Source organism: Arthrobacter pascens (genome assembly GCF_030816475.1).
Classification (GTDB): Bacteria; Actinomycetota; Actinomycetes; order Actinomycetales; family Micrococcaceae; genus Arthrobacter; species Arthrobacter pascens_B.
Genome location: NZ_JAUSXF010000001.1, coordinates 2,346,679 through 2,373,309 on the forward strand (window position 1 = coordinate 2,346,679; position 26,631 = coordinate 2,373,309).

Annotated in this window: 21 protein-coding genes and 1 pseudogene; 12 read left to right on the forward strand and 10 right to left on the reverse strand. The window is 62.1% G+C overall.

What is annotated here, in order from left to right; genetic code table 11:
- Positions 1–12 precede the first annotated feature (12 nt).
- The 4 genes from QFZ40_RS10850 (at position 13) to QFZ40_RS10865 (ending at position 5,391) form a co-directional block, all read left to right on the forward strand.
- Positions 13–801: a N,N-dimethylformamidase beta subunit family domain-containing protein gene (locus QFZ40_RS10850; protein WP_306904369.1), complete on the forward strand. Its 789-nt coding sequence runs from the start codon at positions 13–15 to the stop codon at positions 799–801.
- Between the two features lie 99 nt (positions 802–900).
- Positions 901–2,307, forward strand: coding sequence for an APC family permease (locus QFZ40_RS10855; protein ID WP_306904370.1), 1,407 nt, complete (start codon positions 901–903; stop codon positions 2,305–2,307).
- A gap of 401 nt (positions 2,308–2,708) precedes the next feature.
- The gene (locus tag QFZ40_RS10860; protein ID WP_306904371.1) at positions 2,709–3,023 is read left to right on the forward strand and encodes a hypothetical protein; all 315 of its coding nucleotides are present in this window, start codon (positions 2,709–2,711) and stop codon (positions 3,021–3,023) included.
- A 4-nt stretch (positions 3,024–3,027) separates the two neighbouring features.
- A complete protein-coding gene (locus QFZ40_RS10865; protein WP_306904372.1) occupies positions 3,028–5,391 on the forward strand; it encodes a N,N-dimethylformamidase beta subunit family domain-containing protein in 2,364 nt (787 codons plus the stop codon).
- Positions 5,392–6,023: 632 nt separating this feature from the next.
- Here QFZ40_RS10865 and QFZ40_RS10870 read toward each other — a convergent pair.
- Together QFZ40_RS10870 and QFZ40_RS10875 are read right to left on the reverse strand one after the other, a co-directional pair.
- Positions 6,024–6,860 (reverse strand): hypothetical protein, encoded by an 837-nt coding sequence (locus QFZ40_RS10870; protein ID WP_306904373.1) that lies wholly within the window; start codon positions 6,858–6,860, stop codon positions 6,024–6,026.
- A 57-nt stretch (positions 6,861–6,917) separates the two neighbouring features.
- Positions 6,918–9,707 (reverse strand): LamG domain-containing protein, encoded by a 2,790-nt coding sequence (locus QFZ40_RS10875; RefSeq protein ID WP_306904374.1) that lies wholly within the window; start codon positions 9,705–9,707, stop codon positions 6,918–6,920.
- Positions 9,708–10,159: 452 nt separating this feature from the next.
- On the opposite strand from QFZ40_RS10875, the gene QFZ40_RS10880 reads away from it, so the two are divergent.
- The 4 genes from QFZ40_RS10880 to QFZ40_RS10895 all read left to right on the forward strand — a co-directional run bounded on the left by QFZ40_RS10880 (position 10,160) and on the right by QFZ40_RS10895 (position 14,201).
- On the forward strand, positions 10,160–11,080 hold the full coding sequence (locus QFZ40_RS10880; protein ID WP_306904375.1) for a family 43 glycosylhydrolase: 921 nt from the start codon (positions 10,160–10,162) through the stop codon (positions 11,078–11,080).
- Between the two features lie 24 nt (positions 11,081–11,104).
- Positions 11,105–12,367, forward strand: a complete 1,263-nt coding sequence (locus tag QFZ40_RS10885; protein WP_306904377.1) for an ABC transporter substrate-binding protein — start codon at positions 11,105–11,107, stop codon at positions 12,365–12,367.
- A 68-nt stretch (positions 12,368–12,435) separates the two neighbouring features.
- Entirely contained in the window at positions 12,436–13,389 is a 954-nt protein-coding gene (locus QFZ40_RS10890; RefSeq protein WP_306904378.1) for a carbohydrate ABC transporter permease, read from the forward strand.
- Positions 13,386–14,201: a carbohydrate ABC transporter permease gene (locus QFZ40_RS10895; protein WP_306904379.1), complete on the forward strand. Its 816-nt coding sequence runs from the start codon at positions 13,386–13,388 to the stop codon at positions 14,199–14,201. Before QFZ40_RS10890 ends, QFZ40_RS10895 begins: the two co-directional genes overlap by 4 nt.
- A 32-nt stretch (positions 14,202–14,233) precedes the next feature.
- Here the strand turns inward: QFZ40_RS10895 and QFZ40_RS10900 are convergent, their stop codons facing one another.
- Positions 14,234–15,241, reverse strand: coding sequence for a LacI family DNA-binding transcriptional regulator (locus QFZ40_RS10900; RefSeq protein ID WP_306904380.1), 1,008 nt, complete (start codon positions 15,239–15,241; stop codon positions 14,234–14,236).
- Between the two features lie 92 nt (positions 15,242–15,333).
- On the opposite strand from QFZ40_RS10900, the gene QFZ40_RS10905 reads away from it, so the two are divergent.
- Together QFZ40_RS10905 and QFZ40_RS10910 are read left to right on the forward strand one after the other, a co-directional pair.
- On the forward strand, positions 15,334–16,293 hold the full coding sequence (locus tag QFZ40_RS10905) for a glycoside hydrolase family 43 protein (RefSeq protein ID WP_306904381.1): 960 nt from the start codon (positions 15,334–15,336) through the stop codon (positions 16,291–16,293).
- Positions 16,294–16,648: 355 nt separating this feature from the next.
- Entirely contained in the window at positions 16,649–17,911 is a 1,263-nt protein-coding gene (locus QFZ40_RS10910) for a glycoside hydrolase family 27 protein (protein WP_306904382.1), read from the forward strand.
- A gap of 122 nt (positions 17,912–18,033) precedes the next feature.
- Here the strand turns inward: QFZ40_RS10910 and QFZ40_RS10915 are convergent, their stop codons facing one another.
- Both QFZ40_RS10915 and QFZ40_RS10920 read right to left on the reverse strand, forming a co-directional pair.
- Complete coding sequence (locus QFZ40_RS10915; protein ID WP_306904383.1) at positions 18,034–19,239, reverse strand: IS110 family transposase; 1,206 nt, start codon at positions 19,237–19,239, stop codon at positions 18,034–18,036.
- A 664-nt stretch (positions 19,240–19,903) separates the two neighbouring features.
- Complete coding sequence (locus QFZ40_RS10920; protein WP_306904384.1) at positions 19,904–20,305, reverse strand: hypothetical protein; 402 nt, start codon at positions 20,303–20,305, stop codon at positions 19,904–19,906.
- A 447-nt stretch (positions 20,306–20,752) separates the two neighbouring features.
- Here QFZ40_RS10920 and QFZ40_RS10925 point away from each other — a divergent pair, with 447 nt between their 5' ends.
- A complete protein-coding gene (locus tag QFZ40_RS10925; protein ID WP_306904385.1) occupies positions 20,753–22,048 on the forward strand; it encodes an alpha/beta fold hydrolase in 1,296 nt (431 codons plus the stop codon).
- Between the two features lie 768 nt (positions 22,049–22,816).
- Here the strand turns inward: QFZ40_RS10925 and QFZ40_RS10930 are convergent.
- Both QFZ40_RS10930 and QFZ40_RS10935 read right to left on the reverse strand, forming a co-directional pair.
- Positions 22,817–22,983: pseudogene (locus tag QFZ40_RS10930) on the reverse strand (helix-turn-helix domain-containing protein); the annotation flags it as partial.
- A 33-nt stretch (positions 22,984–23,016) separates the two neighbouring features.
- Complete coding sequence (locus QFZ40_RS10935; RefSeq protein ID WP_306904386.1) at positions 23,017–23,772, reverse strand: alpha/beta hydrolase; 756 nt, start codon at positions 23,770–23,772, stop codon at positions 23,017–23,019.
- Between the two features lie 61 nt (positions 23,773–23,833).
- On the opposite strand from QFZ40_RS10935, the gene QFZ40_RS10940 reads away from it, so the two are divergent.
- On the forward strand, positions 23,834–24,103 hold the full coding sequence (locus QFZ40_RS10940) for a hypothetical protein (RefSeq protein WP_306904387.1): 270 nt from the start codon (positions 23,834–23,836) through the stop codon (positions 24,101–24,103).
- Positions 24,104–24,152: 49 nt separating this feature from the next.
- On the opposite strand, the gene QFZ40_RS10945 is transcribed toward QFZ40_RS10940, so the two are convergent.
- From QFZ40_RS10945 to QFZ40_RS10955, 3 genes are all read right to left on the reverse strand, one after another.
- Positions 24,153–24,629, reverse strand: coding sequence for a MepB family protein (locus tag QFZ40_RS10945; protein ID WP_306904388.1), 477 nt, complete (start codon positions 24,627–24,629; stop codon positions 24,153–24,155).
- A gap of 449 nt (positions 24,630–25,078) precedes the next feature.
- Positions 25,079–25,882, reverse strand: a complete 804-nt coding sequence (locus QFZ40_RS10950; protein ID WP_306904389.1) for a hypothetical protein — start codon at positions 25,880–25,882, stop codon at positions 25,079–25,081.
- Positions 25,882–26,343: a hypothetical protein gene (locus tag QFZ40_RS10955; RefSeq protein ID WP_306904390.1), complete on the reverse strand. Its 462-nt coding sequence runs from the start codon at positions 26,341–26,343 to the stop codon at positions 25,882–25,884. Before QFZ40_RS10955 ends, QFZ40_RS10950 begins: the two co-directional genes overlap by 1 nt.
- Positions 26,344–26,631 lie beyond the last annotated feature (288 nt).

The following is a 26,631-nucleotide window of genomic DNA, read 5'->3' on the forward strand; positions in this document are numbered from 1 at the left end:
AGGCTGACGCTTTTGGCGGGCGACGGCGACGCCAGGATGGAGCTCAGCATCCCGCAGCCTCTCCAGCCAGGCGTCTGGCACGAAGTGGCCGCGTCCTACGACCTCGCATCAGGTCTCGGCGCCCTGTCGCAGAAACCATGCTCCGCGGCCGCGGGGTCCCGCCGTTTGGCGGATTTGAGCTGCGAAATCCACACGGTAACGCGTCATCGCAGACTCGCTCGGCTGCCGCCCGCTCCCATCATGATCGGCGCCAGTGCCAAGCTCACTTCACACTGGACGGCCGCCGAAGAGTCCTTCACGGGAACGCTGGAATCTCCCTACGCGATCGCGAACGCAACCCGGAGCGCGGATCTGCCGGGACTGCACGCCCGGCGCCTGGACGCTTCTGCCCTCATCGCTGCGTGGGATTTCTCCCGCGGCCTTTCCGAGGACGGTATCCACTCGGATGAAGTCCCGGATATCACCGGTTGTTTTAACGCCCACTGCGTCAACAGACCTCTGAGGGCGGTTCCGGGTCATCTTGGAGACGCGGTCGAAGACTTCAGGACCGCGCCGGAAAGGTACGGTGCCATCCGCCTGGTGGACAGGTGGCCAGATACCGAGAGGTGGCTCGCGCGGATCACCCTCGCCGTCCCGGAGTCGCTGGAAAGCGGGTTTTATGCCGTGCAGTTACGCGCGGCCAATACCGAGGAATATGTGCCGTTTGTCATTTCGCCGTCGAGGCAACCCCCGTTGCAGATCCCAGACAGCAAGGGCCGCACCCGACAGATCTCAGCCCACGAGGCCCCGTCCGAACACTGAGCGCACACCCGGTCGCTCCTTTATTTCACTCCAATCCCATTTACAGAATCCACGAGTCGACATTAAGACTAGGATTCCCCTGAGAGGCACAGATAGCCCATGAAAAACGAAAGTATCGCTACTTCGCCCAATGACGCCGGAGTCAACGACGTCGAAGAGCTAAAACTAGGGGCCCTCGGCTACAAGCAAGAGCTCAACCGCACCATGACCTTGACGGATGTCGTCGTATACGGCCTCATTTTCATGGTCCCGCTGGCCCCTGTGGCCGTTTTTGGCACCATCTTCAACTTCTCCCATGGCATGGCCGCGTTGGTCTACCTGGTTGCGGGCATTGCAATGTTCTTCAGCGCCGTCAGTTACAAGGAGATGGCCAAGGAGTACCCCGTTGCCGGGTCCGTATATTCGTACGTCCGATTAGGCACCACGAAATTCGTGGGGTTCCTGTCGGGGTGGGCCATCCTCCTGGACTATCTGCTCCTGCCGGCGCTGTTGTGCATTTTGGCAGCCTCCGCGATGGCAGCCCTCATGCCCGATGTTCCGGGCTGGATCTGGGTCATAGGTTTCATCGCGGTGGTGGCGTTTATCAACCTCCGCGGAATCGTCGTTACGGCGCGGATGAACATGATCTTCCTGATCATCCAGGGCGCAGCGTTCATCGTTTTCGTCGGCGGGGCCTTGGTGGCCATCGCCCAGGGCCGGGCGCAGTTTAGCCTTGCCCCGTTCTTTCAACCTGAATTCTTTTCTTGGGAACTCGTTTTCACCGCCATCCCGGTCGCTGCCCTGAGCTACATCGGCTTCGACGCCATTTCGACGCTAAACGAGGAAGCCAAGGGCGGCGGAAAAGCCGTGTCGAAAGCGACCATGATCGTCCTGTGGCTCGTAATCGCTTTGTTCGTCGCACAGGTCTATTTCGCGGCTCTGTTTGTACCCAACAACGAACCATTCGCCGAGGGCGACGCGATGAACAACGCCTTCTACTACATCAGCGAAACCGTAGTGGCGCCCTGGTTCAAGATCGTCTTCACCCTGATCACAGCCCTGATCGCGCTGTTCGCCAACGTCCTCGTTTCCCACGCCACCACATCGAAGATGATCTTCGCAATGGCCCGGGACGGCCAGCTGCCCCGCCGGCTGGCCGTGGTGAGTAAAAAGCACCAGGTCCCGACCGTGGCCATGATCGTGGTGACCATCCTAACGGCCGTCATCGGTGTACTGGCCGTAGGACAAATCGAGCTCATCGTCACAATGGTCACCTTCGGTGCCCTTACTGCCTACATCCTGCTGCACATCAGTGTCATCATCCACTTCGGTGTGCGTCAGTCCAGCCGGAAGTACTTCATCCACTGGATCTCCCCCATCCTGGGTATTGCAGTGCTCGGATACGCCCTCTACAGCACTAACATCCTGGCCAAAATCATCGGCATCTCGTGGTTGGTCATCGGCACCATCGTCGCACTCGTCCTGAAACGGTCCGGCCGCACGCTTGAAACGGAAGACCGTATCTAAGCCCCGTCGGAGCAAACCCCGCAGCCGCAACCCCAGGGGTCGAAGGGTCACCGGTTCTGCCCCCCAAGCCAGAGCCGGTGACCCGGGGTCCCCATCCCACTCCGTGCAACTCCCCGACCAGCGCGCCACCAAAACCCACTCCATGAGCGTCCCGTCCAGTACGCACAACTACCGATACTTCGCACAGCCCGCCAGTCATACCGTGGAAGCTATCGACAACAAAAGTGCATGGACAGGGGTAGCGCCGGCAGGCAGCTTCCCTCCAGTCACCCGTCCCACAATCAAAAACGAAAGCGAGACCATCCCATGAATCCACGGACCAGTCCACACCCTGGCTACTTCCACCGTGGCCGAACCGGAGCGAACTGATGCGTACCAGCGCGGATCGCTCATCCGAGCTCATGAGCATTTTCGAGGAACGGTTCTCCTCCCGGCTACGCCGCGACTTTACAGATGAAGTAACAGCCGCGTACGACCGCTGCCCACTCGGCCCGCATGACGACAAGACCGCCCGAGTGGTGCGCGCACTCGGGAACGCTTCAGCAAACGGCAAAGAGATCATCCTCAACCTCGGTCCCAACGGACCGTGGGGCATCGGCAGGATTACCCTCGGGGCACCGGGGAATCTCTTTCTCATGCCGGGTACATTCCACAGTTACGAAGACGCGCTGCGCCGAGTGTTCTCATTGCGCCGCAAGAATTTTTTGGAGACCTAAGAAAATGACTGCAGAAGCAGCACCCACACGAGACACACAGCCCGAACCGAAAATCTTCGGCTACACCGATCGCTTCGCCGCCCGCCCCGGAGAAAGCCTCTCCTTCCACGTCAGCTGCGAAGGACCCTCCACATACCAGGCATCACTGGTCCGACTACGCCACGGATTTACCGGTGAGGCCGGCCCGGGATTCCTCGAAACACCGGTCCCCTCAGACATCGATGGTAAAAAGCAGGGAAAGAAATACGCTTGCCAGCCGGGATCCTACGTCGAAATACCGGACCCGTCCTCGCTGCTGAGCAGCCCAGAAGGCCTTGTCATAGACGCCAAGGTATACCCCACCCTGCCCCTGAGCTCCCGCTCCGGGAACTTCGGCGCCTACCACGTCACCCAGAACTCGTTCGGGGGCGCAAGCGACCGGCAAGTCATCCTGGGAAACTGGTCAGAAGACTCCTCGACCGGGTATGCGCTCGTACTGGATGCCGGGCGGCCCACCTTCATCTGGAGTGAACATGGGACGGTGAAGTCCTTTTCACTGAACAGCCCCTTGGAGGGCCACCACTGGTACAGCCTCCACGTGGAAGTCAATACGGCAGCTAGCCACGTCCGCCTTATCCAGACCCCCCTATCGAACATCATGAATCGGTACACCGACCAGGCGCTTCCTCTGGAGCCCGAAGAAAAACTCGCAGCGGCCCAACCGTCTACACCTGCAGCCACGACAGCTCCCTTCCGCATTGGTGCCGGCGCGCGGCTGGACGGGGAACGATGGCTCGCTGCCAACGGTTTCAACGGAAAAATCGGCGGCGTCTCGATTCAGCGATCCACCCCGGTCACGACCAAATCAGTCGCTGACTGGCACTTTGGGCGAAGCCAGCGCGATGACGGACTGCTCCTGTGGGACGTACTCGACGAATCCCCAAACCGCCTCCACGGCAGGTGCCATAACGCACCCACCCGCGCCGTCGCAGGCCACGCCTTCACAGGTCTCGTCGACGACTTCAGGCTGGTTCCCGATGAATACGACGCGATCCACTTCCACGACGACGACATCACCGATGCCGGCTGGCCGGAAGCATTCGCACTGGACGTTCCCTCAGACCTGCCCAGCGGCGTGTACGCAGCCAAACTCACCGCAGACGGAGCAGAGCAGTACCTTCCCTTTTTCGTCCGGGCAGGCCAAAAGAAAAACGACGTCGCCGTGCTGTTCTCCACCGCGACTTATCTGGCCTATGCCAATGACCGGATTGCCTTCGAAGCTGACGGGGCCGAAATCATCGTCAGCCGGACCCCCATTCTTGACCGTGAAGACCTTACTCTCCAGGATCATCCCGAATTCGGCCGCTCCTGCTATGAGATCCACAACGATGGGTCCGGCGTCGTCTTTGGCAGCGTCCGCAAGCCCATCCTTACCCTGCAGCCCAAACATCGGGCGTGGTTCCAGGCAGAAGGTGTGTGGGGACTTCCCGCTGACCTGTGCATCGTGCACTGGCTCGAAGTAGAGAACTGCGACTTCGACGCCATCACCGATGAGGACCTCGACCGCGAAGGCTACGACCTGCTCCGCGACTACCGGGTCGTCATTACAGGCAGCCATCCCGAGTACGTCACTCGTAAGGAGCTCACCGCACTTGAGGAGTTCACATCCAACGGCGGAAGACTCATGTATCTGGGAGGCAATGGCTTCTACGCCACTGTTTCCTTCGACCCAGAACAACCACATCTGATGGAACTCCGCCGCTCGGACGGCGGCACGCGCCCCCACCAATCCCCGTATGGAGACAAGCGCCACGCCACCTCCGGCGAACTCGCCGGCATCTGGAGGAACAAGGGCCTGCCGCCTCAGAAGCTCGCCGGAGTGGGATTCGCCGCCCAGGGCTTTGACCGCTGCACCTACTACGAACGGCTTGAGGACAGCCACTCACCAGCCGCCGGGTTCATCTTCCATGGAATCGGTGAAGACGAACGCATCGGCGAGTTCGGCATCATGGGCGGCGGAGCGGCCGGCGCCGAAGTCGACTGCTACCAGCCAGGCCTCGGTTCTCCCCCCGGCACCCTGGTACTCGCCACATCCGGGCCGCTCTCCGACGCGTACCTCCTGGCCGCAGAAGAAGTCTACGAATCCATTCCCGGCATCGGAGCCACGGAACAACCCGGCGTCCGATCCGACATCGTGTACTGCGCCCTGGACGGCGGAGGAGGCTTCTTCTCCGTCGGCTCCATCGCCTACACCGCGTCACTGTCTCACAACAACTACGACAACAACATCGCTCAGATAACCGGCAACGTGCTCAGGCGCTTCCGCAGAACCGAACCGCTCCAGGAAATCCTCAGCGAAAAAGGCTCATTCCAGCCAGTTGGGAGCTGAATTTCGATTCAAGAACCGGCACGACGCCCGGGCAGCCCGGTAACTGCGAGCGATCCTGCTGAACATTAGTGCAGAGGGCGGACCACCTTTCAGGGTGGTTCGCCCTCTTATCCGACCAGGCGACCCACTCGACCAATCAGCCGCTACGGCACCACCATGTTCAGTCTTCACACCTAATTCGAAAAGGACGCTCAGCGCTGCCTTTGATCCGAGAGCACTTGAATTCCCTCGAGATCCTCTGCCGCGGTCTCTGCAGGTGCTGCATCCTCAGCAGCTTTTGAACGGCTGCGCCGTCTGGCTGTGAGGACCAGCGCGACGGCCCCTATCAGGATGGCCGCGGCCAACGTGCCGAGGATTACCGGAGAGTTGGACCCGAAGGTGGTCCCCGCGTTGTCAGGATCGTGAGCGCCAGCTGTGGGACTTTTGTGAAGCGATTATTGGGGACGGTCAGTCGGCCCAGAGTGATGCGGTCGACGATCATGCCTACCCACGGACGGTTAGAGCATGGTTACACTGCTGATGCCTGGACGTGGACCTCGCCTTCGCGTCCTCGTCGTAGGGGGTCGCGTGGGTGCCGCGGCCGGCCCGAGATGACCGCGGCTAAGGATGGCCCAATTTTATTCTCGCGGTATTCATCGACTTGCAACGCATTCACCGGTTTGAGCACAGCCGCCTTTCTCAAGATTGGTGAGCGCGACCGTGCGCACGATTGTGGCGGTTTCTGCGGCGTGCGCCAGGAGGGCTTCGTATTGGTTCTCGACGTAGAGCTGCACGACGTGCTCGGTTGCATCCTTTCGTGTTTCGCCTGCCGGAGTCTTGGCCCTAGCCGCGACATCGGGATGGGTTGCCAGGAAGTCATCGAGTTGCGGCTGGTCCACCGCGATCGTGCCGTCGGCTCTCATCTTGGCTTGCAGGTCGAAGCTGTACTGGTCATTCAGGTAGTGGAAGTAGTTGGCTTCCGTGTATTGGGTGGGGCCGTAGATGGGCGTTTTCTCCGCGATGGCCTTGGCGCGCCGTTTGTTTTCCTGCTCTAGCCCGGTTAGGAACGAATCGTACGAGGCGGAGGGTATGAGCCCGTACTTCACCGCCCATTGCAGTTGCACGGTCGAGGTGCTGATGTCCTTGAGCGCGCGGTTGATCAGGTGTTCGGTCGGGGTAGTGCCGCCGTAAGGAGTGGTCCAGAAGTTGGCGTCCGCCGTCGCGTGAAAAGTGGTCTGAAAGTGGTCCAGAGTTTCCGCGCGGTCTTTGTCGATGAAGATCTGAAGCTCACGTGCGGGGATGGCAATGCCATTGATGGTGGCCACAGTTTGTGCAGGACTTGGAAGCGTCACGCCCGGCGGGCTCACCGCGGGAGGCCCCGATACCGGTCCCCGCTGGGCAATCCCGATCACGACGATCCCTAGGACCGCTGTCAGAATGGCCGCGATGGTGAGAATGGCAGCCAGTGGCCCTCGTGGTTTTTCGGTCATCGGCTCTCCAGATAGTGTCCCGGTTTGGGAGGGCGAGCCCTCCCAAACCGGGATGGGTTACGGTGTCGCCAGGGTGGCGATCTCAGACGGGCTGAGCGTGCGGTTGTAGAAGTGCACCTCGTCGATCGTGCCGTTCACGAAGTCGCCGGGTGTACGGGCCCAGACCGCGGAGCCGAGCGCGATCGCCGCGCTCGACCTGAATACGCTGGCGGCGCCGGTACTTCCTTGGAGTGTGCCATTGACATACAGCGAGATTGTGCCCGCGCTGGCATCGAATGAACCAAGAACGTGGTACCAGGTGGCTGTCGTCGGGACAACCGTCGAGGTGACGGTACTGGAAGTGCCGGAGGTCGAATCAGCGGGACGTGTCGTGAACGAGAACTTCCCTCCTGCCAGCTGCAGGTAGAACGGGCTGGAATTCACGGCGTAGCTGCTCACGAAGGTTTGGAAGCCGGTCGTCGAATTGAGCTTCACCCAGGTGTCGACCGTGAAGCTGGCGCTTGTGTCGACAGGCGTGGCGGGAGTCGCACCAAACGTTCCCTTGCTGCCATCGAGGCTCAAACCACTGGCTCCCGACTTGCCCGAACCCCAGGTTGCGTTGCCGGCGAGCCAGCCGGGAGTGGTGTAACCGGTTGTATCCGAAATGACGCTGCCCCCGTTCTCGTTGAGTGGGTAGTACGCAGAGGCGCCACTTCCGATCGCAAAGGCTTCGCGGTCAGTGAGAGCGCCGGGGATCATCCGGACGTCATCGATGGTCGCGTTGGCAAAGTCGACCTGGGCACCGTTCCATTTTCCTCGGCCAATTGTCGTGTGCCCGGTGGCCTTCCACGCTGACGTGTAGGGTGTGGTCGCTTGAAGCACACCGTTGACGTAGAGCTTTATCGTGTGTGCCGTGCTGTCGTACACACCCATCAGGTTGTACCACGGCCCGACGGTGGGGGCGGGCCCGACGGCTTGGGTGTACGTGCTCGATGTTGAATCGGCGCTGCGTTCCGTGAACGCGAACTTTCCGCCGCTCAGCTGGAGATAGAAAGGACTGACGACGTTCCCGTCGACCGAGGCATAGGTCTGGTTCCCGGAGAGGGAGCCCGGTTTCACCCATGCTTGCACGGTGTATGAAGCGCTGGTGTCGATCGCGGTGCTTGGCACGTCGACGAAACTGTTCGAACTGCCGGTGAGGGAGAGCGCGGACGGACCCATTTTCCCTGTGGTCCATGTCGCCCCCGGCTGGAGGGTGCCCGGGTTGTTGTGGCCGGAAGCGTCCAGCGCCGCAGTGCCTGTTCCGGTGTCGAAGCGCCAGAAACCGCCAGCGGCTGGAGCGGGCGCCGCCAGGCCGGGGCCGTTGTACGCGCCGATGTTTGGAGCGGTGCTGGAGGAGACGGGGTTACCGAAGTAGTCCAGGCCACCGTTGCCCGATACCAGTTGTCCTGTTCCCAGTGCCGGTGAGCCGCTGCGAAGTTGGTATGCAGCGGCTGAGCTTCGGCCATCTCCTCCGCCGCCAGGTGCGAGGAACTGAGGGTCGGACGTGACCTTCGCGGCGTCGGCGGGTTCACTGCTGGGGTGGTTGCCGTACATCAGGTTGTGGTTCCATGTGGTGCGAGTGGTCGAATATCCGCCCGTTCCGAGGTTGTAGATGATGTTGTTGGTGAATACGGCGCTCGCGCCGGAAGCTGGCGTGCCACTAGTGATGTTGCCGTTGTTTCCGGCCGGCATGTAAATGGTGTTGTTGTAGATCTGGGCTACCGCGCCGGGGACCAACCCGTTGAGGATCCCGAAGTTCGCACCGGAGGCGCCGTCGTTCTGGCTGATGTTGTAGCGGACAGTGCTCGTGCCACCCGCACCGAATGTCGCGCTGCAGCAGAACATCATGAAGCCCCACGGGTTGTCATGGGAGTAGTTGTATTGGAGGATCGTGCCGCTGTCGTTGTTGTCGATGTCGAAAGCTTCCCCGTCGACATATGCGCGCCAGTTACGGGCGACCTCGTTGTATTGCCAGACCCCGTTTGTCGTCTGGCCGGACCACATCGCTGCTCCGGAGAACCGATAGCCGCTATCGGTTGACACGTTGTACTGGACGAGCGGTGAGTTGCAGTAGACGCAGACAATTGAGTTGCCACCCGAGCTGCGGATCGTGTTGTTTTGGATCACCACATTGCTGGTGGACTTGTCGTGACTCGGCTGTTTCGAGCCGAGATAGATGCCGCCGGCATCGGTCTTGAACAGCGTGTTGCCCTCTATGAGGATGTCGTCCCACCCGCTGGTCGTGTTCGAACCCATGAGTTCAAAGGCGATCGCGGAGGTGTCCAGGGGCTGGGGATCGGTATTGTTCCAGGTCCCTGAGATGTCGTGAATGTTGTCGTTTAGGACATGGATGCCGTGCAGGATGCCCGCATTGTTGCCGACGTGAATTCCCGCCCTGTAGGCGAGCGGGACGGCCGTATTAGTGATCTCCAGGTTCTGGATGGTCCAGTCATGCTGGTCAAGCAGACTGACCGCGGCGGCGGCGCCGCCGCCCGCGATGATCGGTGTAGCACCGGTACCGTAACTGGAAATTACGACGGGGTTGCTGCTGCTACCCGAGCCCTGTGGTGCGAGTGTTCCGGTCCACGACCCGCCCTTGGCGAACAGAATCTGTTGGCCCGCCGCGTACGTCGTCGCATTGACATTTGTCAGCGACTTCCATGGCGTCACGGTGCTGCAGCCGTCGTTCGTATCGCTGCCCGTCGTGGACGACACGTAATACGTGGTGCATCCGGCCGCAGACGCAGGGGCCGCTGTACCGACGACGCCCCCCACGCCCAATATTAACGCTCCGATAGCAGCGACAAAGCGCGTGTATTTGCGCATCCATTTCCCTTTCGTCCTCATTGACGTCCTAGCCCATTCAAAACGTGCCGTCGGGCGTAGCATCTGTATGTATCGATACAGAGAGTGCACCCCTTATCCCCGCGAAGTCAATAGCCAAGCCTGAATCGGTTGACTTTGCGTCGCGGCCACGCGCCGAGCGTTAGCTGCAATCTGAACCCGTTCCGGATGCCGGTCCGGTAACCCGTGCGCTCTCGAGTGCGCGCACGCCACTGGCGCCAGCTTGGCGGGCGGTGCTCGATAACCCACGCAAAACCCCCAGGAACGAAAGCCGGGGCGATTCAGGGTCATTCACTTTCAGACGACCTGGTGCGACTCGACCATCCCGACCCCACGGTCGTAGTGCACAGGACCAGTTGCGTTTCCCGGACGAATATGTGACGATACAGGATATCCCCACCATGTAACGATAAATGTTGGGTAAGCCGCAGTCGATGAAGATGATCGGAGAACACCGCGTGGACCATTTGATCGCCGGGGCCAGGCCCTACTACGCCGACCCCGCACTGGCGGAGTTCGGCGGGCGCTATTTCCTCTATCCGACCACGGACGGGCAGGAGGACTGGTCCTCGGACTCATTCCGGGTGCTCGTCTCGGATGACCTCGAGAGCTGGACCGACCACGGGGAGATCCTGACCTTGGGACGGGACGTGCTGTGGGCGAGCGGCCATGCGTGGGCGCCGGCAGCGACGGAGAAGAATGGTCTCTACTACTTCTACTTCACTGCTGATGACAACATCGGCGTCGCCGTCGGCGCCTCGCCGGAAGGACCGTTCCTCGACTCGGGGCGTCCGCTCATCGCACGGGGGAGTTACTCCGGACGAGCCATCGATCCTGCGGTGTTCACGGACGAGGACGGAACGAGCTACCTGATCTGGGGCAACTCGGTCGCTCACTTTGCGAAGCTCAACAGCGACATGGTCTCCATCGACACGCAGAGCGTCGTCGCTTGGGAGCACCCTACGTTCCGCGAGGCCGCGCACATCCACCGGAACCTCGACCGGTACTATCTCACCTGGTCCGAGAATGATACCCGTGATCCCGATTACCGTGTACGCTGGGCGATCGGCAGCAGCCCGGTCGGGCCCTGGGAGGAAAAAGGGATCCTGCTTGAGCAGTCGCCCCAGGACGGCATCCAGGCCACCGGACATCACTCCATCCTGCGCCTGCCGGGAACAGAGGACTGGGTCATCGCATACCACCGGTTCGCGATTCCCGACGGCGACGGGTTCCACCGTGAGATCGTGATCGACCCGCTCGTTCATCTCCCCTCGGGTGATCTGCGACAGGTCGTCCCAACACTCGCTCCCATCCAAATCACGAAAACCGCATTACCCGAAACCCTCCAGACCTAGAGATCCAAGAGAAAGAAGAAAGCAATGTCGCTTACATCACAAACAACCCGCCGGGGGGCAGCTCGCATCCTGGTCGCCCTCACCGCCATCGCGGCAACTGCGGGCGCACTGAGCGGATGTTCTCCCGCTGCCTCGAACACCGAATCGAAAACGGTCACGTTCCTCTCCTGGGACACCGCACAGGTGATGCAGCCGGTGTTCGATGAGTTCGAAAAGGAGAACCCGGGCTACACGGTCAAGGCGTCCTACGCGCCTCCGGTCCCCGAGTACATCCAGAAGCTGCAGACTCAGCTCGGCTCGGGAAACGGTCCCGATGTGTTCATCATCACTGCGGAGAACAAGACCCAGATCATGAACGGAGGCTTCGCCAAAGACCTCTCGGGCGAGCCGTGGATCTCGAACATCGCCGGGGCCGCCCGTGACACGTACTCCAAGGACGGCAAGGTCTACGGAGCGGCGACCGCGTCCTGGGGTGGCGGCATCCTGGTTAACAAGGATCTGCTCGCGAAGGTCGGGTACACCGACGCGCCGAAGACCTGGGATGACTTCCTGGCGCTCACCAAGAAGCTCAGCGCCGCCGGCATCACGCCCTTCTACGAATCCGGACAAGGCATCTCGGTCAGCCTCGCCGCCCTGCTGGGCCTGCAGAACGAGGCACTCGACGGCAAAATGGACGAGCAGATCTGGGCGGGCAAGACCACGTTCGAGAAGACCTGGACGCCGGCGTTGAAGACCTGGCACGAACTGTTCGCTCAGGGTGCGGTGCCCCAGACCGTAGCCGGATTGACCGGCGAGCAGATCACCCAGGAGTTCGAGCAGGGCAAGGTCGCGATGATGGGGACCGGCTCGTGGGCCCTCGGCACCATCCAGCAGGCCGCCCCCAACCTCAAGCTGGACTTCCTCGCTGTTCCCGGCACGAGCGGCGAGAGCTACTGGGCCGGCGCCGTCTCTCCTGGCTACGCGATCAATGCCAAGGCGAAGGACCCGGCGGCCGCTGAGAAGTTCGTCCAGTTCCTGCAGAGCAAGCAGGGTGTGGAAATCTACCAGAAGCAGACGCAGTCCATCACCACCACGGCTGACTACACCCCGACTCTGGACCCGGCCCTCGGCACGATGGCGTCGGCCGTCCGCGACGGCAAGTTCTACTTGCCGGCAGTGAGCTGGCCCGACCACAGTGATGTCATGAGCAGCGAAGCCACCGCCCTGCTGCAACAGGCCATCGCCGGAAAGATCACACCGGAAGATGTGGCCAAGGGGATGGACACGAAACTACAGTCCACCAAGTGAGGTCGCGTGTGGGCCGGCTCCCGAGCCGGCCCACCCCGATCCCCGACATCCGACAAGAGAGGAAAACCATGGCCAACGCGACCACGGTGGAGCGTCCCGCCCCCGGGCGCATCCGAGCTCTTCCTGGGGTACGGTCCCGATTCCGGCGTGGCCGCGAAGGCTACGCGGCGTATTGGTTCGTCGTCCCCATCATCATCGTCTTCGTGGTGCTCTACCTGATCCCGATGGCGCAATCCCTGTACTACAGCTTCACCGATTACAACGGCTACGTCAGTTCGCCGACCTTCATCGGCATCAAGAACTACATCAGTATCTGGCGGGATCCGTCGATGCTGTCGGCGCTGGGCTTCACCCTCGGCTACGCCGTGCTGACCACCCTGATCGTCACCGTTCTGGCGATTCCGCTCGCGCTTGTCCTGAACCGCCGGTTCTTCGGGCGGGGATTCGTCCGATCCGTCTTCTTCTTCCCGGCGGTCCCCAGCGTCGCGATCCTGGGGCTCGTGTGGACATTCATCCTCAGCCCCCTGGGCTCGGGCGTCATCAACTCGGTAATCGGCCACCTGGGAATCGCTCCGGTTCCCTGGCTCTCCGACGAGACTCTCGCCCAAGTGAGCGTGATCATGGTAGCCGTCTGGGCGCAGACGGGATGGCACGCCATGCTGTATCTGGCCTACCTCCAGTCATTGCCGGCCGATGTCTTCGAGGCCGCGAAGATCGACGGCGCGAATCGCTGGCAGGAGTTCCGGATGCTCACCCTGCCGCTGCTGATGCCGGCCGTCTCCGTGAGCACGCTGCTGCTGCTGACCAACGGACTCAAGGTCTACGACCTACCCTTCACCCTGACGAAGGGAGGACCGGGCTTCGCCACCAGGACACTCACCCAGTCCATCATCGAGAACGGCATTGCACAGTCCGACATCGGCAAGGCCTCGGCTCTCAGCGTTCTCTTCCTCATCGCAGTGGGGCTGATCATCGTCGTCCAGCTCGCCGTCTCGCGTCGCCTCCAGGAGCGCTACTCATGAAGCAGAACCGTGGAATCATTCTCAGCGTCATCATGCTGCCCATCGCCTGCGTGATGGCCCTGCCCTTCTACTATGTCCTCGTCAACACGCTGAAGACGCAGCAGGAAACGGCCGCGAACCCGCTGGCGCTCCCGAGCACACTGGACTTCGACAACTACGTCCAGGTGCTGACGACGATGCCGATCCTGCAGAGTTTCCTGAACACGCTGTATGTGACGGTGTTCTCCATCGCCCTGATGCTCTTGATCGGATCGATGGCGGCATTCGGGGTGCTCATTGGCAAAGGCAGGTTCGCTACGGCCATCGGGGTCATGCTCGTTGTCGCGTTCATCGTCCCCGGACAGGCAACATTGATTCCGCTGTACCACATGCTGGCCGGCCTGCAACTCGTCGATTCCCTCAACGGCCTCATCCTCATGTACTCGTGCGGGTCGATCTTCTGCTATTTCCTGATCATCGGATACATGCGATCACTGCCCTCCGAGCTCTTCGAGGCCGCGCGGATCGACGGAGCGGGGCCGTTCCGCGTCTACTGGTCGGTGGTGCTGCCCCTGATCCGACCGATCCTGGCCACCGTCGGCGTTTTCCAGACGATGTGGGTGTGGAACGACTTCATCACACCCAACGTCTTCATCAATTCGCCCGACAAGCAGACGCTCGTCCTTCAGGTGTATACGGCGGTTGGGCAGTTCACCACGGACTGGCCGGCATTCATGACGCTCAGCCTGATCGTGCTCATTCCGATGGTGATCTTCTTCATCCTCGCGCAGCGCCAGATCGTCAGTGGTCTCGCCAGCGGCAGCGTCAAGTGATGACCGCCCGGTCCTTCGGGCGCGGAGGCCTTTTACGCCACGACTGCAGTCGACTCGCGCTCCACGAGCGTGAACGGGCTCACAAACTCGACCGGGTCCCCACTTTCCCCGGCGATTCGGGCCGCGAGAAGATCAACGGCCTTCCCCGCCATCAAATCGTGCGACGGGTTCACGCTCGACAGGGACGGGGTCAGGAACTCGCTACTGTCGACGTCGTCGAATCCGATCACCTTCACGTCGCCGGGCACCGAGAGGCCGGCGTCTGCGAGGCCGCGCATCGCTCCGAGCGCCACGTAATCAGTGACGCAGAAGAGCCCGTCGAACCGAAGCCCGCCGGCCACGGCCTCGTGCACGGCTTTCGCGGCGCTTCGGAGGGAGAAGTCCTCCACGACGATGGTCAGCGCCGGGTCCTCGTCCAAACCGTGGTCGCGCAGTGCGCACCGGTACCCCTCGTGGCGCAGGCTGGAGACGTCGACGTCGCTTCCCAGCGGTCCGTGCAGGGCCGCGATGCGACGGCATCCGCGATCGATGAGGTGATTGACCGCGGCTCGCGCGCCCTCGATGTTCGGCATGGCCACGTGATCCACCGGTCCCTTAAAGATGCGCTCACCAAGGATGATGACAGGGAAGTCCACGCGCAGCGTGTCGACGTCCGCTTCGCCCAGGCCGACCGTGCTGAGGATCAGGCCGTCGTACATGCGGACTCTCGACAGCGCCAGCGCGTTCAGCTCGTTCTCCTTCGAGCGGCCGGTCTGTTCGATGACCACATGGAGGCCGTGGCGGGTGCCGTGTTCGATCACTGCGGCGGCAAGTTGACCGAAGTAGGGCCTGTCGACCTCGGGAACGGCCAGTCCGATGGTGTGGGTGCGACCCCGCCGCAGGTTCCGCGCCGCGACGTTCACCCGGTAGTCGAGGTCCGTGATCGTCTGCAGCACCTTGACGCGCGTGCTGTCCTTCACATGCGGGCGATCGTTAATGACGTTCGAGACCGTCATCGGCGAAACGCCCGCAGCCTTCGCAATGTCGTTAATGGTCACCATGGATTCATTCCCCTCCGCCTCGGGGCAGTTCTCCCGCCCCTGAATAATATAACGATACATCGAATCGCCCGTCCCACGATCGGAGTTGCCCGGTGAGCCTAATATTCGACGGATTCCTGCTCACGCATTTCGCGAATGGCAACACCCCGGACGCCGAGCAGATCAGATTCGCCGTCACGCCGGGTCGCGAACCGGACACCTGGAAAGAGCTGAACGGAGGACGACCGGTTCTGGCGTCCACGGTCGGCGAACGCGGCGTTCGCGATCCGTTCATAGTCAGGGATGACGCGCGCGGACGGTTCGTCGTGATCGCGACGGATCTGCGCACTCATCCCGACGAGGATTGGGACCGGGCCGTCCGGTGGGGGAGCCGCTCGATCGTGGTCTGGGAAAGCCCGGACCTGGTCAACTGGACCCCAGGACGGCTTGCGGAGGTCGCCCCGGAGGGCGCGGGCAACGCGTGGGCACCGAAGGCGTTCTGGTCGGCCGATCGCGAGCTCTGGCTGGTGTTCTTCGCCAGCGCCCTGTACGAGACCCACGGCGACCGGCACGCGCAGACGCACCAGCGGATCTTCGTGACCGAGACGCGCGACTTCGTCACCTTCTCGGCCGCCGAAACCTATCTAGATCCCGGCCACGACGTCATCGACGTGACCTTCCTGGACTGGCAGGGCCGGGTTGCCCGCTTCTCGGCCGACTCGGCGTCGGCGGACCCAGCACTCCGATCGCAATTCGTGCGGCAGGAGAGCGGGCAGGCGATGCTGCAGCCGGATTTCGCGCCGATCGCCACGGACCTGGGAAAGGGGACGCAGTCGTGCGCCGAGGGCCCCGCCGCGTTCAACTCGGTGGACGGCCGGTGCGCGTACCTCCTGCTCGATGAATTCGGCGTGCGGGGGTACCAGCTCTACCGCAGCGATGACCCGCACGCGGGGAACTGGAAGCACCTCCCCTCCGCGCGGCTACCAAACGGGGCGCGCCATGGCTCCGTGATCCCGATCACCGCCTGCGAACGCGCCCGCCTGGAGCGCGCCTATCCGAAAGACCGGTCATGACACCCGATGAACCTGTCCGCATGGGCGTCCGCGCCGACGATACGAATACGAAAACATCAGCACGGATCTCTGGGGCGTCTTCTTCGAAGACATCAACCACTCCGCCGACCGGGCACGACCCCAACCGCTGTGGGCCGAAAACGGCGGACACGGATTGTTCCTCCACCCCTCCCCCACACAAACGATCCTTGTGTTTCACCACCCCAACGACCTGCCGAACGAAAGAACCAAAATGCAAGAAATCCCGGATATAAAACTCAGCCCCAAGCGAACGGAGCACCAGCTGAAGCATTATCAGCCAACCGCTGGAGACCGTCCGCATATAGGAGGAATGTTGTTAGCGCACACACCGCCCATGGGCTGGAACAGCTGGGATTGCTACGGGACCACGGTCACAGAGGACGAGGTCCTGGCCAACGCAGAGTACATGGCCGCACATCTGGGCCCTTACGGCTGGGATACTGTCGTCGTCGATATCCAGTGGTATGAGCCGGCGGCGAAAGCGGGCGGTTACAACGATGGCGCGGCCCTGGTCCTGGATCACGTGGGCCGGCAGATGCCTGCAGTGAACCGATTCCCCTCAGCGGCACACGGTAAGGGATTCGCCCCGCTGGCCGCAAAAATCCATGCCCTTGGCCTCAAGTTCGGCCTCCACATCATGCGGGGCATTCCCCGGCAGGCGGTGCGGGACAAGCTTCCCGTCCACGGCACCGGCTTCACCGCCGACCAGGTGGCAGACCTCGATTCGGTCTGCGACTGGAACACCGACAACTACGGCCTGAACCACAACCATCCCGGCGCTCAGGCCTACTACGATTCCCAGCTGGCGCTTTTCGCCGAGTGGGGTGTGGACTTCATCAAGGCCGACGACATGGTGGGTCCCTACCTCGCGGCGGAGATTGAGTCCTACCAGCAGGCCATCCGGAATTCCGGCCGGGAGATGATCCTCAGCCTCTCGCCGGGACGCGCCCTGTCCCTGGCACACCTTGAGCACCTCCGTGAAAACTCCCAGATGTGGCGCGTTTCCGACGATCTCTGGGACAACTGGGACGACATCGAGGCGCAGTTTGCGCGTATGGCACGGTGGGCGCCGCACCAACGAGCGGGTGCCTGGGCCGACGCCGACATGCTGCCGGTAGGCCGGATCGCCCTGCGTGCGGAACGCGGCCCCGAACGGGTCACCAGGCTCACCCTGGACGAACAGCGCACCATGATGACGCTCTGGTGCATGTCCCGCTCACCCCTGATGCTGGGCTGCGATCTTCCAAGCTCACCCCCGGAAACGCTGGGTCTGCTGACCAACCCGGATGCGCTTGAGGTTCTGAAGGCCAGCACCGGGAACCGTGAGCTCCTCCGTGAGGGGGATCTGGTGATCTGGGCAGCTGAAAGCACGACGTCGGAAGACCGGTTTGGCGCCGTGTTCAACAGAGGAACCGAGGTGCTTCGCCGGGACATTCCGCTCCGGGATCTCGGCCTGGGCGAGACCGCGGAATGGCGATACTGGTCTGCGCTCGAGTCCTGGAACCAGGAGAAACTCGAAGGGACCGGGGAAGCGCTGAGCTTCGAGATTGCCCCGCACGGAGTGTGTCTCTACCGCTTCACCCCACGGACAACCTAGCCCAGGATGGCCCCACCCTCGTGCCGGCAGCTTCTCCCTCCCGGGCTGAATGTTGATCGAACGGACCTGACGTGACCGGCAAGATCCGTTTGCTGGTGCGACACTGCAGCGGGTGGATTTGATCATGCGGCAATTGTTGTCAGCGTGGCGTGGCCCGGGATGTAATCGGTGCCGTCGCGGAGCATGGCCCAGAGGACATTGAGGCGACGTCGGGCAAGGGCTAGCAGCGCCTGGATGTGGGTTTTACCTTCGCTGCGTTTGCGGTCATAGTAGGTCCGCGATGCGGAGCAGCTCTTCAGTGCCGATAGGGATGAGAGGTAGAAGACCCGCAGGAGCCTTCGGTCATAGCGCCGGGGTCGGTGGTGGTTGCCGCTGATGCGGCCGGAGTCCCGAGGTGCGGGGGCGAGTCCGGCGACGCCGGCGAACCCGTTAGCTGACTGGAAGACGGTGAGGTCTCCGCCTGTGGCGCCGAGGAACTCTGCAGCAAGGACAGGTCCGAAACCGGGCATGCTAAGCAGCGTCTGGGCGTGCTTGTGCTCGGTGACCTTCTCCCCGATCAGGACATCCAGATCGGCCAATTCCTCGTTCAGGGTAATGATTTCCTGCGCGAGTGCGCCGACGATCCCCTCCCCGACGTGCTGGGCCGGGACTGTGGTGTACTGGGATTTCGCGGCGTCTATGGCGGTCTGCGCGACAGCGGCGGACGAGCGTGTGCCGTGTTTCTTCAGCCACGCGTGGAGTCTCGTCAGACCGGTGCGCCGGATCCCGTCCGGGGTCCGGTGTTTTGTCAGCAGCAACAGTGCGGCCTTGGAGCGGCTGTAGTCAAATGCGCGCTCCAACGCGGGGAAGTATTCGAGCAGCTGGGCCCGTATCCTGTTAATTGCCCGGGTCCGGTCCGCGGCTTTGTCGGCCCTACGGGCGGTGAGGATCCGCAGTCCCGTGCTGACGTCGTCCCCTGCCCGCACGGGTTGCAGGTCTCGGCGCATCCTGGCCTGGTCGGCGATCACGACGGCGTCCTTCGCGTCCGTTTTGCCTTCGCCGCGGTAGAGCCGGGAGGCGTGGTGGACGATCCGGCCCGGGATGTAGAGGACGTTCTGGCCGTGGGCGACGAGCAGGGCGATCAGCAACACCGGTCCCCCGTGGTTCAGGTCCGTAGCCCGGACCACCTCATCGCCCTCGCCGGGCTTCAAAACGGCGGCGATGAGCTCGAGCAGGGCTGGTTCGTCATTGGGGATTTTCTGCGAGAGCAGACGGTTTCCGTCGGCGTCGAACACCACGCAGTGATGATGGGCTTTGCCGGCGTCGATACCGGCCCAAAGGTGCACCAAGAACAGCCTCCAGTCTGTTGGATGGGTAGAGCCCAGCGGATAACCGCGCCGTCGTGTCCTTATCCGGCGATCATGTCGCGTCTCTCAATCAGCGGTCGGGTCATCGCGGGGTGGCGGGCGGCCAATCCTTCGAAGCCGTCACGAGACCGCCCGGCACAGCAACCAAAGCCATACCCGCCTCCCCTGGGTAGCCACGACCCTACAACGGCCGAGGAACTGATCCCGGTAACAACATAAGGAGAGCAACCAAAAATCGTCGTGACAAACAGGACCAGGCGGCGCGGAGCTCTGCGACGTGGGGCCTGGACCCAACAGCCGGCTGCGAAGCGGACACCCGATCATCAGTTGTTTGACGCTCTTAGTGTCAGGGGGACACAAAAATGGGCCTCAGGAGTCTCTTTCATCGAAAAGCCACAACCACCGCGCATCCAGGCCCTGTTCTGGCAGTCACCGCAATCACAAAGAGAGCACAGGAGCTGGGTGCCAGCACAGCGGAAGCGAGGCTTGAACGGGTTGTGCCCACTGTGGACAGGTGGAGCCCTCCACGCAACTCAAAGCTGTCCCCGTTAGGTATAACCCGGACTTGGCGTGCCCCTCCCCGACGGTTGGAAACCTGCGACTCATGAGGCATCGCTGGCGACGACGCTGTTTTGCTTCCCAAACGTCACACGGGTGCACGGTATTCAAATATGAAAAATAGAGCAAAAGATAGGCACCCCAGTACAGCGAGAAAAAAGACTGCCGAAACTGCATAGCTCAAGAGGTTATTTGGCATATTTCTCGATAGCGGGCCGGCAATCTCGAACATCAGCATGTAGATGATGAAGAATATCGCGGCCTGAGGCTTTGAGCCGCCATGGTTCATGATGCCCATCAACGCGGCGAGTTCTCCCACTGAGATAAGTATTGCCCCTCCCACTCCCGCGCCCGTCAACAAGATGAGGGTGGTCTGGTTTTTTCTGGCCGCTTCTGCCAGCAGTGTTCCGTGCTTGGCTCCAATGAGAAGAGCCACAAGCAGCGTAGGAATGATTGTGGCGCAGGCTTGGAAGAACTCGATCGGAATCACAAGCACCACGATACTTCCGAGGCCGCCCATCTCCCGTCGCCAGTTGCTCCACCGAGGCCCTGACGGACCAACTCCTCGCGCCTTGCATCCAGAGGCAGGAGAGTCTTCCGCAGCGCGGTAGCCCGCAGCAGGATGGAATCCCAAAACGAAGGATACAGCAGCCCCGTATTTCCGCAGTCGGAGCGCCGCCATCTTTGAGCTGATAAGGGAGATCAGCCGTCATTACGGTCTCGTTTAGAGGGTCAAAGTCACCGATACCGGCCTATAGTCAAAAGGACGGCACGTGCCACTTGTGCGGATGACTGTACTCGCGCGACGCCACTTTGTATGGAATCGAGCCCCCCCGTGGCCACCACTCCCAGGACGCCCCTGCCCGGCCCCCTAAGCAGCAGCCCTAACCATCCTTCCCCTCACGGTCCCGGCGCGAGGTGGCGTATCGCGTGGATAGTGACCGGATCGTTGGCCGCAGGACTCCTCGCTGCACTGGTCCTTGTCGCCGCTCCCTTCCTTCGCGCAAGGGAGAGTGAGATTACTGGGGCTGTGCTCTGCGGATTCGGGCTGGGCTGGGCGCTGCTGGCCGTTCTCTCGGTGCGGTTCAGTGACCAGCCACAGCGGTGGGCCGCGGCTCCGGCATTGTTCATGGGCGTGGCCGGCATTCTTCTGGTCTCGTTCGGTTCCGTGGCCGACGCGGCGCTCAACTGGGTGTGGCCGCCCGCACTGCTGGCATTGGTGATCTGGATGGTCATCGGCGCCCGCCGACGACTTCATAGCCGGAGTAGAGGCTGGCTGCTCTATCCAGTCATCGCCGTGCTTGCTCTTGCCTCGATCGGCGGGGCTTACCAAACCATCGGTGCTGCGGCGGATGCCAGGGCCTACCGGATGCCTGGGCAGCTCATCGATGTCGGGGGTTACAGCCTGCACCTGAACTGCACGGGTTCAGGAAGCCCCACGGTCGTGCTCCAACCAGGCGCAGGCGAGATGTCCTCGAACCACGGGTGGATTGCTTCGGCAATCGCCAGTAACACCCGTGTATGCGTCTACGACCGCGCTGGCCGGGGGTGGAGTGAGCCCGCTGACAACGCCCAGGACGCCACACAGATAGCGGCCGACCTCCATACCTTGCTGCACCGCGGGAACGTCCCCGGACCATATGTATTGGCTGGCCATTCCTTCGGCGGTCTCTACGTACTCACCTTCGCTGCCCGCTACCCCGACGAGGTCGCCGGTATGGTGCTGATGGACTCCACGGACAGGGCATCGGCAGCCAGCCCCGGAGCAACATCGCCCGTCGCCCCGGGGTCCTATGACCTCTTGGGCCGCGTCTCCGCACTGATCTCGATCTCAGCTCGAGTCGGCTTGGCCCGTTTGTACGCCCCGCTCGAAGCTGGCAGCCTGCCTCCAAGGTCCCGTGACGAGGTTCGCGCCAATATCGCGACCCCAGACAGCATGGGCAGCACGATCGATGAGTACGTCCAGGCGAACAAGTCAATGGAAGAAGCTGCGGCCCTGCGTGATTTCGCCGGCAAGCCACTCGTGGTCCTGACCGCCGGCGTCGGCAACAGCAGCAAACACCAGGCATCACAGAACGAACTATCCGACCTGTCAACAAACAGCATTCACAAAACTATCGACTGGGCCTCCCACGAAGCGGTCATAGCAGACAAAGACGGGGCAGCAATCACAAGCCAAGCCATCCTCGACGTCGTCTCATCAGTCAGGAGCACAGCGTCGCTGCCCCAGTGATTCCAGGCATGCCCTTAGGACTCCAGAGTTCCCCTCGGCAAAAGGAAATCTGTGTGCAGCCTCGTTACTGCCAGAGACTGGTGGTCTTCTGAGTAGCTGTCCCGGGAGACGTCAACGCATCCAACAGTCATCCGCGGGACGGTTGAGTCGGTAAGCGGGCACTTTCGATCCGCAGCACGGCAACCACATTTAGCGCACAGGTGGTCAACCAAGTCAGACGAAAAATCCAAAAGGACGGACAAAGTCCAGGCGGCACCTCGCAGATGCATAGCCACGACGTGAAACATCGGCCAAGGAGGAAGCAAATCCCGCGGCGCGAACGGCAAGCCGTAAAGGGACAGCGCACCGGATTGGCGGTCGTCTTGTTGTCCTGGCCTCAACTGTGAGCCCTGACGCGCACAAGAGCCTCCCAGGAAGACTCGTCCGCAGCGGCGGGGCGGTCAACCATGGATCGCGATGCTCGCTGTCGCGATCGGGCAGGAGCCAGGTCCCAGCTCAGAGTTCGAACTTTCCTCAACTGACGGTTCGACGCTTGGTCATGCCACTAACGCCTCAGGCATGTCCAGCTTTGTACACACTCTGCGGCAAGAAAGCCGCTGACCTACGGAAACACTGTGCCCGAGGTGGGACTCGAACCGCATTCCAACCCATGGGAACACTAGGAACTCCAGAAAACATAAGCAATCCGGCCCAGTCCGGGCCATATACGACCCGATCCGAAGCGAAAAGTGTGTACGTTGCACACACCCCCTTCACACAATTTTCCAACCGGCCAACAAGCCCGACCGCGCCGAACTGTGGGTATCGGTTGACCCACTTGGATGCGGTTGCCCGCGAGATTTCCATCTTGCGGGCAACGTGAGCAATCGGGCGGGTGGGCAGCATTCTACGAGCCTATGGCGTCCCTCAACCGCCAGTGGAGCGTTCGAGTGCATGCTCGACTTGCGGCCCCTCGAACAGGCTCTTTCTCAGCCGACTTCAGAGCCGAGATGGCGCGCGAAGAAGCGGGCGGCATCGTCACCCGCGAACTGCGGAACGCCAGTGTGGCCGCCCATGTTGGCATAGAGCGTCTTCTCCGTCGATCCGAAGGCGTCGAAGAGATCGAGAGCCATTCCCCGGTCATTCCCCTCGTCATCCCACTGCAGGAGAACGTGCAGCGGGATCGTGACCCGACGCGCCTCCTCCATAGTCGTACGCGGCACGTAACTGCCGGCAAAGAGGCCGGCCGCCGCGATACGTGAGTCGATGGCGGCGAGCCGTGTGCCGATCGCGATCACCCCGCCGGAGAATCCGACTCGCTCGCCGATCTCGGGAAGGCCGAGGACCTCGTCGAGCGTGGTCTGCCACTCCGGCACCGCCCTATCGACGAGAGGAAGGATCAGCCGGTCGATGACATTCTCCGCAGGGTGTTCGCCAGCGGAGATCGCACGGGTGAGTTCCACTCGAGCCTGCTCCGCACCGGGCAGCGGGGCCCGGTCGCCCGCCCCGGGCGCCTCGACGGAGACCGCAGCGAAACCTTGCGCGGCAGCGCTGCGCGCCCGTGCTGCCAGACGGGGATACATCCGTCGCATCCCGATCCCGCCGGGCTGGCCCATCAGGATGAGCGGAACCGGCGCGGACGAGGAAGCGGCTGGTGGCGTCCATAGGATGCCGGAGATGCCACCGCGGGTGAACTCACGCTCGGTGATGCCCTCGTCGAGATTCTGTTCCGAAATGAAGTGCATGGTCGTGCCTTTCAGGAGTGCTGCTGATAAGCGGCGCTCCCGGACGACCTATCGCCCGACCGTGACTCCCCGGAGGAGCACCAACGTCAATTCGTTCACGGGTACCACCTCCTCAGAATCCTGCACGGATCCCCAAGCCTACCAGCGTGAGCAGAAACTGCCGGGACCGCACCGCGCCCCAGCCGCGTCCCAGTTCTGGCACGCCGTCGCCGTTGACCTGATCAATACGCCCTTGAAGCGCATGATCGAATACCTCAACGCGATGTCCGGCGCGGCAACCTCGATGATCGCCGTGGAGTATTCACGGCTCAGCTTAAGGCCTTCGAATTGACCGCTTAGCGTTTCGGCCAACGGGCACGACGGGGTTGTGGTCGACCGGCTTATGGACTTTGTTGAAGTACGCGATCGTTTCCTTTCATGGTCAGCGATGCGTTACTCGGATCAAGCTCGGTGAACGCAGCCGCCTGCCCGCGCTGGGTGCATAATGCTTGAGGATTCAGGTCGGTGCACCAGGCGGGATAAAGGCGGAAAGCGCGCTTGCCGGGATGCAGCTCGGAGCTGACATATCCGAGCGAGATCAGGTGCGCCGGGGTGAATTGGAAGACGCCGAACCGTTCCTGCTCCTCTACGAAGACCAGCAGTCCAGACATCGACTCGTCAGCCGTGAAGGGCCTGATCGATCCGCCTTCGTCCCGCTTCCAAACCGCGACGAAGGCGCCCGACTTCGTCGGTGTGATCCGGGCGGTGCGAATTCGCCACTGCTCCTTGCCGAGGGAAGACCCGGTCCCGGTGCCGGTCGTACAGATCGCCAAAAGCGTCGCCCTGACCCAGAAGGCTCCGGCGCCACAGCCCCTCATCCCCGGTTTCTATGCTCCCCATGCCCTTTAGTGTCCGGCAAAGCCCATAAGGTTTCGCAGAATCCAAAAACTTCAAATGCTGGAACCGGAGCGTCCCCTGGTGACCCTTCACTGCTACCGAGACGCTAACCGGTCGATGAGCTGTTCAGATGCATCGCGACCGTCCAAGAGAAGATCGCCGGATCGACGCGGTCAATGGCCTGATCCTCAATTCCAAACCAACAGATCCGGAAACGGTCGTTTTTGCATACAAGCTGCCGCACGGTTTATGGCACCATCACCGGGCAATATTTCGGGCGATCTAGTGGGAATCCGGAACCTTCGGAACCGCGCGGTCGGTCACACCAGTCGCGGGAAACGGTGCGATAACCGGTCTGATCTTCGGAGATTTTTGGCGCTCTTCTGTTCAGGGCATTTGAGCTGGAGGCCCGTCTCTCCGGGCCCGGGCCTCATTCTGCCTCCGACGATGCGGGGTAGAGGAAGATGTCTACGGAGTCGCCGCGGTAGTGGAACCGGACGACGCTCCCCTTCGGGAGGCCCATCACGGCATCATCACCCGAATGGGTTTGCCCGCCGACGTCTGCAAAAAGATCGACCCCGGGCGGCACACAATTGGCGCCGTCTACAAAAGGACCGGAACGATCGATGACCATGAAGCACCGGTAGCCCCGCCCGTCCACGAAGAACCAGGGTTCGAATCCCCGATACTGTTGATAGCCGCGGAAGCTGGATTGGCCGGCAGCTTCCCCCCAAGGGAATTCCAGCGTTGAGAGGAATTCCAGCATTGTGAGAACGTCGCTGTCAGCCTCGTCTGCGATCGGATGCAATGTCGCATCGGGATGCGGCCTGAGGATCGATGCCACGGTGAACACAGCGGCAAGCAAGACTGCCAGCACGCCGGCCACAAATGAGTAACGGCGTACTCGTGTCGCCGTGAAACGACGCCAAGTCGACCACATCGATCCAATCCTGGACTCCGCCACGGGCGCAATACTCGTTGCCGGGTCCGGCACTTCGTCAATGAACCTGGTCCTGGTGGGGTGAGCAACTGAACCGGAATCCGGGGCTGCAGCGGGTGTTCTGACGTCGGCGTCGGTGAGGGCGCGGGGACTCGCGGTGCGTGCCGCCTCCAGTTCCGCCAGTCTTACCTGTGCTGCGGGGTCGGACTGGATATCCGGATGCGGACCGTATGCCCTCCTGCGGAGCTCGTCCAGCTCCCGCTGAGCGTCGGACCGGGGAGAGGACGGGTCCATCAGCCCGCCTCCGGCATGAGGTAGACGTAAGCATCCACCGTGTCCTCACGAAGTACGAATCGGATGATGCCGTCGCCGGAGCGTCCTTCGAATCCTTCAAACCCATCCCGGGATGAGGCGACGTCCATCATGAGATCTGCTGGAGCCGGAACACAGCGCACGTCTGAGAGATTACCGCTCGCCCGGTGCAGTGCCACGAGACACGGCGAGTCGAACGCGTTCACCCCGGAATAGATCTCGAGACCGAGATACGACCCGTATCCGCGGAGGGTTGAAGCCTCGATCTTCAACAGGGGCGCTCCCCTAAGCAGCAGTTCGGGGAGCCGGTTTTCGACCGCGGCCCCGCTCGGATGAAGAGTGGCATCAGGACGCGGCGCGGATAACAGCAGGGTCGTCGTAACGATCCCTCCCGCGAGGACCAGTGCGGCACCGGCCCAGTACAGGCGACTCCACCTTGGCACCGGATGTTCCATCGAGGCAGCGTCCGCGGGGGCCTCCGAATCTGCCGCATTCTCGCTCGCAGGGGCAACCGGCAGAGAATTGACTTCAGCGCGGTCCGCCGACTCAAGTTCGCGCAACCTCGCTAGGCCCGGAGGGTCGACACTTATGTCTGGATCCGGACCGTATGCCCGCCTGCGGAGCTCATAAAACTCACGGTCGGCCTTCGAAGAGTGCCTGAAGCCTTCCACAGCTCAAAGTACACCCGTCCCGCGGAGCGGGTCTATACGCTCAAACATGGCTCGCCGGAC